Annotated in this window: 10 protein-coding genes; 5 read left to right on the forward strand and 5 right to left on the reverse strand. The window is 46.1% G+C overall.

Annotated elements, in window-relative coordinates:
- Positions 1-12 precede the first annotated feature (12 nt).
- Positions 13-1,389: an efflux transporter outer membrane subunit gene (locus tag R7R78_RS19625; protein WP_172563703.1), complete on the forward strand. Its 1,377-nt coding sequence runs from the start codon at positions 13-15 to the stop codon at positions 1,387-1,389.
- A 96-nt stretch (positions 1,390-1,485) separates the two neighbouring features.
- Here the strand turns inward: R7R78_RS19625 and R7R78_RS19630 are convergent, their stop codons facing one another.
- Positions 1,486-2,028, reverse strand: coding sequence for a carboxymuconolactone decarboxylase family protein (locus R7R78_RS19630; RefSeq protein WP_005374097.1), 543 nt, complete (start codon positions 2,026-2,028; stop codon positions 1,486-1,488).
- A 111-nt stretch (positions 2,029-2,139) separates the two neighbouring features.
- Between R7R78_RS19630 and R7R78_RS19635 the strand changes: the two genes are divergently transcribed.
- Positions 2,140-2,742, forward strand: a complete 603-nt coding sequence (locus R7R78_RS19635; RefSeq protein ID WP_005384344.1) for a TetR/AcrR family transcriptional regulator — start codon at positions 2,140-2,142, stop codon at positions 2,740-2,742.
- A gap of 151 nt (positions 2,743-2,893) precedes the next feature.
- Here R7R78_RS19635 and R7R78_RS19640 read toward each other — a convergent pair whose 3' ends face one another.
- A complete protein-coding gene (locus R7R78_RS19640; RefSeq protein WP_213893582.1) occupies positions 2,894-4,150 on the reverse strand; it encodes an SGNH/GDSL hydrolase family protein in 1,257 nt (418 codons plus the stop codon).
- A 466-nt stretch (positions 4,151-4,616) separates the two neighbouring features.
- Here R7R78_RS19640 and R7R78_RS19645 point away from each other — a divergent pair, with 466 nt between their 5' ends.
- Together R7R78_RS19645 and R7R78_RS19650 are read left to right on the forward strand one after the other, a co-directional pair.
- A complete protein-coding gene (locus R7R78_RS19645; RefSeq protein ID WP_025768035.1) occupies positions 4,617-6,647 on the forward strand; it encodes a S8 family serine peptidase in 2,031 nt (676 codons plus the stop codon).
- 9 nt (positions 6,648-6,656) lie between these two features.
- Complete coding sequence (locus R7R78_RS19650; RefSeq protein ID WP_149192185.1) at positions 6,657-7,019, forward strand: ATPase; 363 nt, start codon at positions 6,657-6,659, stop codon at positions 7,017-7,019.
- Between the two features lie 84 nt (positions 7,020-7,103).
- Here the strand turns inward: R7R78_RS19650 and phnX are convergent, their stop codons facing one another.
- The 3 genes from phnX to phnW all read right to left on the reverse strand — a co-directional run bounded on the left by phnX (position 7,104) and on the right by phnW (position 10,504).
- Entirely contained in the window at positions 7,104-7,919 is an 816-nt protein-coding gene (gene phnX, locus R7R78_RS19655; RefSeq protein ID WP_213963617.1) for a phosphonoacetaldehyde hydrolase, read from the reverse strand.
- Between the two features lie 75 nt (positions 7,920-7,994).
- Positions 7,995-9,374, reverse strand: coding sequence for an aspartate aminotransferase family protein (locus R7R78_RS19660; protein WP_225474154.1), 1,380 nt, complete (start codon positions 9,372-9,374; stop codon positions 7,995-7,997).
- A 26-nt stretch (positions 9,375-9,400) separates the two neighbouring features.
- Positions 9,401-10,504: a 2-aminoethylphosphonate--pyruvate transaminase gene (gene phnW / locus R7R78_RS19665; protein WP_115386466.1), complete on the reverse strand. Its 1,104-nt coding sequence runs from the start codon at positions 10,502-10,504 to the stop codon at positions 9,401-9,403.
- Positions 10,505-10,770: 266 nt separating this feature from the next.
- On the opposite strand from phnW, the gene R7R78_RS19670 reads away from it, so the two are divergent.
- Positions 10,771-11,781 (forward strand): putative 2-aminoethylphosphonate ABC transporter substrate-binding protein, encoded by a 1,011-nt coding sequence (locus tag R7R78_RS19670; RefSeq protein WP_115386467.1) that lies wholly within the window; start codon positions 10,771-10,773, stop codon positions 11,779-11,781.
- The last annotated feature ends 187 nt before the right edge of the window (positions 11,782-11,968 follow it).

Here is an 11,968-nt window from a genome sequence, read left to right on the forward strand (position 1 = left end):
ATGAGTAACACAATGAAATTCAAAACTCGATTGGTCGCGGCTGCCTTAAGCGCAGTGTGGTTGTCAGGTTGTGGTTCGCTTATGCGTAGCGACTATCAAGCTCCTGAGGTGCAAGTGCCTGCAAATTGGCAACAGATGCATGTTGCGGGTGATGTCAGTATGGATCCTTGGTGGTTGGCGTTTAACGACCCAACTCTTAATCAATACATTACTCAGGTGTTGGCTCAAAATAACGATTTGACGCTGGCAACGCTAACGCTAAAGAAAGCGCGTTTACAGCTGGGTTTAGCGCAAGATGACCTTTTCCCTACGTTGAGTTCTTCCACATCAGGACAAGTTCAAAAATCTCTTGATAGCGGGGAATCGGCAGATAGTTACAGCACTAACTTATCCGTCAATTACGAGTTGGATTTATGGGGAAAAATCTCGGCAGACGTTGACCAAGCCAAGTGGTCGGCGATGGCAAGTCAACAAGATCGCGAGGCGACCGCACAAAGTTTGGTAGCAACGACGGCATCGCTATATTGGCAAATCGGCTATCTGCAACAGCGCTTAAACCTCAGCCAGCGTAATGTGGTAGACGCAGCTCAAACGCTACAATTGATTGAAAAACAGTACCAACTTGGCGCTGTGGATCAGTTAGATGTGCTTGAAGCCAAACGTACGTTGGCAAGCTTACAAGCGCAGCAAAGTGAGTTTGAACAGAGTTTACTTGAGGCAAACAACGCCTTTGCGATTTTGTTCAATCAACCGCCGAAGAGCATCAGTGCAAACATCCAAATGCTGCCTGAAGGCGATATGCCATCGTTGAGTGTTGGTGCTCCGTCTGATTTATTGATCCGCAGACCCGACATTAAAGCCGCGATTTATGACGTCAAAGCCGCGCTAGCAAATAAAGACGCAGCAGATTTGGACTACTTGCCTAAGCTGACGCTCACTGGGGCTTTGGGGGGATCGTCACAAGCGCTCAAAGACCTGCTTTCCAACCCGATCGGCAGTTTAGGTGCGGATATGACGCTACCGTTTTTGCAGTGGAATGAGATGAAAAACAGCCAAGCCATTGCCGATCTAGACTATCAATCGGCCATTGTGAGCTATCGCCAAGTGTTGTACGCCGCATTCCAAGATGTCGAAAATGCCTTGTCGGCACGCGAGAAATTGAAGTATCAGGCGGCGCGTTTACAAGAACAATATGATGCCGCAAGTGCCGCTGAGTCCATATATGCTGCGCGGTATCAGTATGGCTCGACATCGATCATGGACTATTTGAATGCCCAAGAAGACACCAGAAACGCGCAAGCTTCTTTGTTGGAGAACCGCTACAACCAGTTTCTCACTCAGGTTACGCTTTACCAGTCTTTAGGAGGAACCGACGTTGCGCCGTTGTAATTAGGGGTCAGCGCACACTAGCGAAGCGCCATGCAACAAAGCCTTTTTTGAAGGTATTACTGGTCCCATGAATGGGACCAGTACTAAAAGCTTAAGTTACTTGGCAAACTTCTTGAAAGGTGCATCAACCGGGGTGTCAGCTAGGTGATTGGTGTAGTTACTCATCACTTTTTGCGCTAGACCAAGAACAATTTCAAGCAGTTGCTGCTGTCCGTAACCTGCCGCAAAGAATTTCTCTATCTGAGACTCTTCCACTACACCACGTTGACGCACCATTTGAAGCGTTGTTTCTCGTAGTGTTTCAAGTTTTTCGTCTGCCAATGGTGTTTGGTTGACGAGAGCATCAACAATCTCCTGATCCACTTTCATTGACGCCGCGATCGCACTATGAGCAGGAACGCAGTAGTGACAACCATGTTCAACGTTGATGGTTTGCCATACGACGGTCAATTCTTCTGCGTTAAATGATGTTTGTTGAAAGAGCTCATGCACAACTTGATAACCCTCAAGCAAGGTTGGCGCTTCAGCCATAACAGCATGAAGATTTGGTAGCATGCCAAACGCTTTGACTGAATTTTCAATCAGATGCTTTGATCCTTCGGGTGCGTTTTCTGCGGTATACAGTTTAAATTCTGCCATGTTTAAATCTCCTGTAATTGGATATGAGCGAATTAGGCAAGAACAGGATAGTTGATTTTGAGCGGTCGCTCAATATAAAATTGAGCATATGTTCAAAATTGATAATTGCTCATGGCGAATACAAAGAAATTCCAACGTGATGAAGTGGTGAAAGCCGCCTCGGATCTATTCTGGAAGAAAGGTTTTCATGCAACATCTACACGTGATTTGCAAGATAGCGTTAATCTGCGTCCTGGAAGTATCTATGCGACGTTTGGGTCAAAAGAGGGGCTATATTGTGAAGCGCTAAAAATGTACGTTGCGAACTTACAAGCCCTGTTTGAGTTGCATTTAGCTCAGAACACAACGGTTCTAGATGCAATAGAAGCTTTCGCGATTGATGTGGTTATCAATCAGCGAGACTCCAATCCCAGTGAGGTGTGCATGTTAGTCAAATCAGCAAGTGAATTTGCTGAGGATTTTAATGCGCTGCGCAATCAAACAAACAGCTTAGCAAACCAATTTGAATCTTTTCTTGCAAAGCTGTTTGAGCGAGCAATCGAGAATGGCGAAATTGAAGCCCAGGATACATTGCTTCTTGCTCAGTTGTTCCAGGTTCAGTTTACGGGTATACGAGCCTACTCATACCGCAGTGATGATGAAACCTTAAAGACGTTGATCTCTATTATGGTGAACAGCTTCCGCGGTAACGTACCAAAACAGAACGCTGAATGAGACTGCTCAAAGTCAACGTCTCTAAATCAACGGCTTGAAGTAAGCGAGCTCAAATAAACCCGTTATCGGGGGTCGATATCGATAAAAAATGACCACGAAGCATCGTGGTCATTTTTATGCAGATTAACTTGCAATGAACAACAACGGCTTATTAAAAGCGAAACTCTTCTAAGTTATTGCTGCTTTCTAACATTTTTTCAGCCACATAACGATGCGTTGCTGTGGTTGGGTGAGTCACATCCCAGAACACGAACTTATCTGCGCCAGATGCTGCACATTCAGAACGTAATGAGTGAGTGTACATGTAGTCAACAGAGGATGAACGGTTGATGTCTAAGCAAGGGTCGCTTGCATTTACGAAACCGTGTTCTTCTGGTGCCGAGGTTAACTTCTCAAACAGTGCGTGTGTATCAAACAATGCGATGTTGTAGCCTTGGGCTTTGTAGTACATCGCTTGTGCTTTGATGAACTCGTTCATCTTCAATACTTTCGCACGAATCGTTTCAATTTCTTCCTGTGTTGAGTATTTGAACTGTGGTGCTTTGGTTGCATCTGGCAGTGTCATCAACATGAAGTTCTTCGCGCCAGCGTCTGTTAAACGAATCAGAGCTTCAGCGTAATCCGCTTTTACTTCCGGCACGCTACGGTTGTAGTTCATGAAATCATTTAAACCAAACTCTAACGTAAACAATGTGTTAGCAGGGTTGTAGTTCTTCGCCAGCTTTGTGTAGGTTAAGTAAGAAGAAACTTGTTCGCCGACACCAGTTAGCGCGATGTATTGGTTTTCACCTGCTGCGCCACCAACTGCCCAGTTGTATAGCGGTAAGTTTTTGGCTTTAGCAACGTATTCCGTCCAAACAAAACCGTTTGAGAAGTGACCCAAGAACCAGCTATTAGGGTTAGGGAAGCGCCATTGGGACGCGTTAAAGATGTTGCCTGTATCAGACAAGCTATCGCCCAAAGCCACCACCTTGTTGATTTGATCTGGTTGCATTGCAACATCATTGCTCCAGATCGTGTGGTTATAAGAATAACGATTGTCGGCAGCAAAAAATGTAATGTCTGCGTTCTCGTTCGCTAGATCTAGTGTTTCCTCACAACGCTGGCGAATTACGTTTTGTGAGGTATTGGTGTAGAACATGTTTTTAAATGAAACAGAGCTCCACCAATAACCATCGATAGTGAAGTCACTACCATCTTGGTTTTTTGCCCATTTCCAATCGGTAGCCGCATCGTCCTTGGAGTGGCTCGTACGATACCAGCATCGAACGTACGTATAAGTTTGATTTTCTTGCGCGCTAACCACTTCAGCCGCAGAAACCATTGCTGGTGATAAAGTTGGCTCCTCTGCAATGGCGGAGGCAAGCGGAAGTAATGCAGTTAATAGTGTGATTGTTTTTTTCATCATTCACTCTTCTTGTAATGGTTATTGTTCCGAATGCGTGAATACGCTCGGCTATAACAGTATTTAGATGAGAATTTTTCTCACTAAACCTTCTAATTCTGAGTAAATGCTCAAGACAGTCAACAACTAAATATTCAATATTTCAGTTTTGGCACCACGGTCAAAAAATCCATTCAGCATAGCAATCGATTAAATGGGTGATATTTAGAATAATTACTCACTAACATTAATTTAACATTCACTTTTTGTTAATTAAGTAATTGCTTTATAAGGTTTTGTTGATGATTTTTAATGTTAACTTAAAGTGTTTATTGAATGATCTTTTGTACAAATTTGTATATTCATGAAACAAATTGTTTGGCATTTTTGCTCTGTAAACTATAGCTGAAGCTCTCATGCAAACATCATGATGATGACTTTTCATGAGAATATAGTGAATAAAAATTAGCTCAAATAAGGAATAGGGCAAATGCACTACACAACAAGTAAAAAACAAGGCTTATTTTCGTTGTCTGCCGTAGCAATAGCACTGACCACTTCGATGTCAGCGTTTGCGGCTCCACCAATGGGATTTGATGAATCTAAGTTACCGACGAAGTACATCGTCAAATTCAAAGAAGATGCAGTCAGCCGTTCTTCAATGGGTGGTAACTCTTTCTGGGGGCCACGAATCGCGCAGGAGTCTGTTCTAGAACAGGTGAAGGCACGTAAGGTGGAAAAACTGGGCAATCGCGCCATTTACAGCGTTGAATTGGATGGCGATGACTTAGAGCCGCTTCGCAATCGTAGTGATGTGGAATACGTGGAAGTCGATCCACCTCGCTATTTGCTCAGCGAAACGACCCCATGGGGATATGAAGCGGTTAATGCTCAACTGCTAGCTGACTTCAATGCGGGTAATCGCACTGTATGTATTATCGATTCAGGGTACGACATTTCGCACAACGACCTAAGCGGTAACCGCGTTGCTGGTACTAACGATAGTGGTACGGGATCATGGAGTGATCCGGGTAACAACAATGCCCACGGTACTCACGTCGCGGGTACGATTGCTGCGATTGCCAACACCGAAGGTGTAAAGGGTGTGATGCCAAACCAGAATGTGAATTTGCACATCGTGAAAGTATTTAACGAATCGGGTTGGGGTTACTCATCTGGGCTTGTTAAAGCAATCCAGACCTGTGCCGATAATGGTGCTAACGTTGTGAACATGAGCCTTGGTGGTAGTCAATCAAGCCGAACTGAGCAAAATGCACTGCAAAATATTTACGATCAAGGCGTTCTATTGATCGCCGCTGCGGGTAATGATGGCAATACAGCGCACAGCTATCCAGCTTCTTATGACTCAGTGATGTCTGTTGCGGCTGTTGATAATCAAAATGATCATGCAGCGTTCTCACAATCTACTAATCAAGTTGAGATCTCAGGCCCGGGTGTGGCGATCTTATCAACGGTTACGGTAGGTGAAGGTAAACTTTCTGATATTACCTTGAATGGTGTCAGTCAGTTTGATCGTGGGATTGTTCCTCACAATCGTTTGATCAATAACGGTTCTTCGTATGTTCCGGATCCAATCGCGGGTTCAGTAACGGCAACGCTAGATAGCTGTGATGTCTCTGGCGGTAACTTTAACTGTGGTGATATGTCGGGCAAAATTTGTTTGACTGAGCGTATCGGCAACCAGTCTTCAGGAAACTACCCTGAAGTAGATGCGGTTCAGGCTTGTTACAATGCGGGTGCGCGAGCTGCAATCGTATACAGCAACTCTGAACTACCTGGTTTACAAAACCCTTTCTTGGTAGACACAAACAACGCTTATCGTATGGTTTCGGTAACGGTTGATCGTGCATTTGGTCAAGAGCTGTTGGGGTATGTTGGTCAGGAAATTACTGTTGCAACAACCTCTGGTGAAGATTACGAGTACTACAATGGTACATCAATGGCGACACCGCACGTAACGGGCGTAGCTGGCTTGGTGTGGAGTTACCACCCAACCTGTACAGCAGCGCAAGTACGTAATGCCCTAGTGAAAACTGCAACAGATATTGATGTTGCTGGTCGAGACAACCGTACTGGCCACGGCCTAGTTAATGCTGAAGCGGCGAAGCTGTTCTTGGACGCTGGCTGTAATGGACCTGATGGTGGTAGCTCTTCGGACTCTAGCTTCTCAAATACCAGCCCTGTTGCGATTCCAGATAATAAATCTTCTGGCGCAATCAGTGCAGTAGAAGTCGATCGCTCTGGTGATTCAGGCACAGTAAGTATTGACGTTGATATTAGCCACACTTACATCGGTGATCTACGAGTGACTTTAACGTCACCGACTGGTGGAGAAGTTGTACTTCACAATAATACCGGCGGCAGCGCTAACGATATAAAAAACACGTTCCAAGCGGATTTTTCTGGTTTTGAATCGCAAGGTACATGGGAACTAAAAGCGGTAGACAGTGCCAGAAGAGACACAGGCACCATCAACAGTTGGACTCTGACCTTTCAATAAGGAGTGACTATGAAGAAGTTGACCTTACTTTCTTTGTCTGTGGTAGGCGCTACCGCACTATTGGCAATCGGACTGAGCTCAAGCAGCTTGGCAAACAATCAAGGATTTCCTCTCGTGGATGAACGCCAAGATCAAGCCGAGCAGCAACCTGCGCGTTACTTTGTTAAGTATCATGAAGGAAAAGAGAGCGAAGTGAGAGCGCTTCTTCGTCAGCACAACATTGAAGTGGTCGACGCTCTGGTGAAACAACACGTGTTGATTGTGGTGGGTGAGCAGGCGGAAGTCGATAAGCTCGCGGATCACGATGCGGTCGAATACACCGAGCAAGAGCCGACAAGAAAGCTGCTATCTAACGGAACTACGCTTCAATAAGCCAAACTTTCTAAGATAGTGCCAAAAAGAAAAACGCCCCTCACGTGAGGGGCGTTTGTTTCATTTATTTGTGGAAGATGAAGACTAAGGACGCTCACCTGCTGCTAGGCGACGTTCGATATCTGCAACCACTTCTGGGAAGTCAGCAATGGTGTCGATGAGGTAATGCGGCGAGCTCTTGAGCAGTTTTGCACGCGCTTTTTCACGAGCGGCATCAAGCTTTGCTTCGTCCGCGGCTTGGTATTCTTCAAACGTTAGACCTGCTTCGTTACCAGAAAGCAGCAAACCAACGGTCCACATACCTGCGTTGTGACCTTCATCGATGCCCGGTGCGGCGTCATCCACTTTGATACACGCATTAACGTCGGTAACATTCAGCTCAATCACGTTTTTCAGTGCCATAAATGGTGCTGGGCGACCACCTTGCGGCAGGTCATCCGTTGCTACTACGTAATCCGGTTTGTAGCCGTAATCCGCAGCCACTGGAATCAATACGTCCATCACTTCGCGAGGGTAACCAGAACAAGAGCCGATCTTGATGCCTTTGTCTTTCAGGCCATTCACAACTTCAATCGCATTAAGGATTGGGTCTGCGTGGTCAGCCACTTTTGCTTTTTGCAGAGGCATGAATGCTGCGTAGATATCGTCGATGTCTTCACTGGTCATTGAGCGACCAAACTTCTCATTCCAGCGCTTATCAACTGCAGGAATACGACCCACTGCTTGGATGTGATCCCACTTACCAAGCCCCATTGGTTCGCGCGCTTCCTCAAGATCGATATCGAAATCAAAGCCTTGTTTGAACGCTTCCACAAAGATACTGGTCGGTGCAAAAGAGCCGAAATCGACGATAGTGCCAGCCCAGTCAAAGATCACTGCTTGAATTGGTGAGTTGCTCATGTTCAATCCTTTTTCTTGCTTGCCAGAGCGCTGCCTACACATTGGAACCGCGCTCTGAATAAATTGGTTTTGAGGTTAGAAGTAGTTAAAGTCTTTACACACTTTGGCGATGGCTTCTTCGAAGATCGCCAACGCTTCTGTTAGTTGTTCACGAGTGATGATCAGCGGTGGGCTGAGTTGAATCACGTTACCTTGCGATACCTTGAAACTCACTCCGTTGTTGAGGCATTGGTACAGCACAGCTTCCGCTTCGTCATACGCGCGCGATTTGCTTTCGTGGTCAGTGACCAACTCAATACCCCACAACATGCCAATGCCACGCACATCACCAATCACTGGGTATTTGGCTTTCATCTCTAGCAGCTTTTCACGCATGAACTGGCTGTCGGCTTTGACTTTATCTAGCAAGCAGTCTTGTTCAATGGCTTCCATAGTTGCCAGTGCTGCAGCACAACCGATAGGGCTTTTCTCATGAGTGTAATGACCCATTGAGATTTGCTCAGCAGTGTTGTATTTGTCTTTGGTTACCATGGCAGCGATAGGCACTAACCCTCCGCCCAAACCTTTACCGATGCAGAGCATATCTGGCTCGATGTCATAGGCTTGGTAGGTAAACCATTCACCGCTGCGACCCATGCCGTTAGGGATGTCGTCGATGATCAGCATGACATTGTGTTTGTCACAGATTTCGCGGATGCGTTTCCAATAGGCTTTACTCGGCACTTGTACGTCGGTATTACGAACCGCTTCTGCGATAAACGCGCCCACGCCACCTTCTTTCTCAATCACGTATTCAAGGTAGTCGGCGTAATGCACGTCGCTGCCGTCCGCGACTGGGAAAGCACCACGGTAAGATACGGCTGGTGGAATGCGCTCAACACCTGCCATTAATGGCCCCATGCCTTGTCGGAAACACGCTTCGCCACCTACTGAGATGGCATCCAATGATGCGCCGTGGAAGGAATCCCACAGAGACACCACCTTGTAGTTGCCCGTGATGTGGCGTGCTAATTTAAGAGCCATACCAACCGCAGATGTGCCACCCGGAGCAAACAGCACACGGTTCAATTCACCGCCACAGATTTGGGTGAGCTTTTCGGCACATTCAATCGCGGTCTCGTTGGTAAAACGACGTGGTGAAAACGGCAGTTTGGCAATTTGCTCTTGCACGCGTTTCATCACATGCGGGTGACCGTAGCCCAACTGGTGGACGTTATTGCCATGGAAGTCCATGTACTTTTTGCCGGTGGCATCTTGGATGTAGATGCCTTCTGCTGCTTCCAAGGTATCTAAGCAAGGCGTCGACATGGCTTGATGAAGAAAGACTTCCGAGTCACGCTTCAATAATGTTTGTGTGCGTTCGTCATCCATCGATGCATTCCAAGCTTGGCGCGCTGGTGTTGTGTTGACATCGCCTTCGCTGCGGAAATGGGTCGGTTTGATATTCTGAGTCATAACGCTCTCTCAATCAGAAGGCTGCTTTACGCAACTTGCCAGTACATTGCTTTTTCAATCGCACCGATTAAGCGCTCGATATCTGCTGGGTAAACTTCGCCAATGTTGCCGATACGGAAGCAATCTGCGTTCGATACCTTACCCGGATAAATCACAAAACCTTGCTCTTTCAAACGTGTGTAGAACACTTTGAACTGGTAATCACTGTGCGTTGGAGAGTAGAAAGAAGTGATGATTGGTGAGTGTAGGTCATCACTCAGTAGTGGTTCGAAACCCAAAGAACGCATACCTGCAACCAGTGTTTTCTGGTTAGTTTGGTAGCGGTTATGACGAGCCTCAATGCCGCCTTCTTGTTCCAGCTCTAACAATGCTTGATAGAAAGCGCGAACCGTGTGCGTTGGAGACGTAAAACGCCATTTGCCGTGGTTCACTTCCATGCACTTCCACTGGTCGTAAAGATCAAGGCTTAAAGAACGTGCCTGACCTTGGCACTTTTCGAGCTCTGTTTGTTTTGCAATCACAAAGCCAAAACCCGGTACGCCTTGAATACATTTGTTTGCAGAGCTGATCATAAAATCGATGCCTAGCTCAGCGATATCGATAGGAATGCCACCAAAGCTCGACATGGCATCGAGAATCACCACTTTACCGTGTGCTTTTGCTGCAGAAGCAAATGTCTCAATTGGGTTCAGCATGCCAGTGGTTGTCTCGCAATGAACAATTGCCACGTGTGTGATAGCAGGATCCGATGCCAATGCAGTTTCCACCTCGTTCAAGTGTGGCTGTGATGTTTCGCCTGGGGAAACTACATGGCATGGAATATTTAGGTAATCAGCGATCTGAGCGATACGCGCACCGTAAGCGCCGTTGTCGACAACCAACAACTTCCCATCTTTGCCAATGGCGCTGCCAATCGTTGCTTCTACTGATGCGGTGCCGCTACCTTGCATTAGTACGCTGGTGTAGCCGTCTTGCTCCGTCGCTAGTTTTACAAGCTTAGTGCGGATCACTTCTACAATGTCTTTGTTGTATTCATCATCCCAAGTACACCAGTCTTTTAGCATGGCTTCACGTACTGTTTCAGAAGTAGATAGAGGACCTGGAGTCAGTAGTAGGTATTCGTTTTTCATCTCGATTTCCATCAGAATAGTCTAATTGGTCTACACCAAATTTCAAACTCACTCTAGCGAGGAAGAAAAGGGCAGTAAATAGGCGAATATCCAATTTCATAAAACTTTAATATCCAGAAAATGGCGGATCAATTGAACAATTATTCAGCGCAAATTTTCGTAAAACTGCCATTTAATGGTCATGATTTCGTCACAAAGGCTCAGTAGGGTGTATATCGTCAACTGGTACAGACCAAATTAAAACTTAGCCAAATTAACTGGAGAAAATGATGAAAAACCGTTTGATGAAAGGATCGCTGGCTGCACTTGTCTCTCTGCTAGCTACGAATGCAATGGCAGCACAGGAAGTCACGGTTTACACCGCTTTCGAAACTGACATTCTTGCGAAATACAAGTCTGCGTTTGAGAAAGATAACCCAGATATCAAGATTAAGTGGGTTCGCGATTCAACCGGTATCATGACGGCGAAATTGCTGGCAGAAAAGAACAACCCTCAAGCGGAAGTGGTTTGGGGTCTGGCTGGCTCGTCAATGGCACTGCTTAAAGATGAAGGTCTTCTTAAGCCTTACACACCAAAAGGTTTGGAAGAGCTGCATGCGAACCTAAACGACCCTCAATCAAATCAAGCTTGGTTTGGTAACGATGCGTTCTTTAACGCAGTTTGTTTCAACGAAGCGGTAGCGAAACAACTTAACCTGCCTAAACCAACGTCTTGGGAAGACTTAACGAAGCCGGTTTACAAAGGTCACATTGCAATGCCGAACCCAGCGTCTTCAGGCACTGGCTATATGCAAGTTTCTGCTTGGCTACAAAACATGGGTGAAGATCAGGCATGGAACTACATGCGTGACTTAGACAAGAACATTGCACACTACACGCACTCTGGTTCTAAGCCATGTGTTCAAGCGGGTATGGGTGAAGTGGCTATCGGTATTTCGATGGCGAGCCGCGGCGCGAAGCTGAAAACACAAGGTGCACCACTAGCGGTTATCACACCAAAAGGTATCGGCTGGGAATCAGAAGCCGTTGGTCTAGTAAAAGAATCGGATGCAGCGAAACGTGTTGTCGACTGGTCAATCTCTAAAACGGCAAACGAGCTTTACGTAGAAATGTATCCAGTGGTTGCACATAAAGACGTGAAAGCGACCGTATCTAACTTCCCGAACGTTCAAGAGAACATGGCGAAGATGGACTTCGCGCAAATGGGTAGCAAGCGTGCAGAGATTCTAGCGGCTTGGTCTGAAAAGTTTGACGCGAAATCAGAGCCAAAGTCTTAATTGAATTTGCTTTGAGTTGAATACTGAAATCCACCTCGGTTGAGGTGGATTTTTTGTTTTCTCTGTTATTTCAAAGTTTGCTGAAAGTAGATTCCTAGTCTCACCTAGGTTCGCGATGTATGGACTCCCTCCCTCTGGAGGGAGCTAGAATTTATGGTGTCAAAGCCTAAATCTAAGGAGTCCATAC

It is taken from the genome of Vibrio sp. 2134-1 (genome assembly GCF_033339495.1).

Excerpts from the sequence above, each read along its gene's own strand:
- R7R78_RS19640 (WP_213893582.1), bottom strand. The coding sequence starts at position 4,150 with ATGATGAAAAAAACAATCACACTATTAACTGCATTACTTCCGCTTGCC.
- phnW (WP_115386466.1), bottom strand. The coding sequence starts at position 10,504 with ATGAAAAACGAATACCTACTACTGACTCCAGGTCCTCTATCTACTTCT.
- R7R78_RS19630 (WP_005374097.1), bottom strand. The coding sequence starts at position 2,028 with ATGGCAGAATTTAAACTGTATACCGCAGAAAACGCACCCGAAGGATCA.
- R7R78_RS19635 (WP_005384344.1), top strand. The coding sequence starts at position 2,140 with ATGGCGAATACAAAGAAATTCCAACGTGATGAAGTGGTGAAAGCCGCC.
- R7R78_RS19645 (WP_025768035.1), top strand. The coding sequence starts at position 4,617 with ATGCACTACACAACAAGTAAAAAACAAGGCTTATTTTCGTTGTCTGCC.
- R7R78_RS19625 (WP_172563703.1), top strand. The coding sequence starts at position 13 with ATGAAATTCAAAACTCGATTGGTCGCGGCTGCCTTAAGCGCAGTGTGG.
- R7R78_RS19670 (WP_115386467.1), top strand. The coding sequence starts at position 10,771 with ATGATGAAAAACCGTTTGATGAAAGGATCGCTGGCTGCACTTGTCTCT.
- R7R78_RS19660 (WP_225474154.1), bottom strand. The coding sequence starts at position 9,374 with ATGACTCAGAATATCAAACCGACCCATTTCCGCAGCGAAGGCGATGTC.
- R7R78_RS19650 (WP_149192185.1), top strand. The coding sequence starts at position 6,657 with ATGAAGAAGTTGACCTTACTTTCTTTGTCTGTGGTAGGCGCTACCGCA.
- phnX (WP_213963617.1), bottom strand. The coding sequence starts at position 7,919 with ATGAGCAACTCACCAATTCAAGCAGTGATCTTTGACTGGGCTGGCACT.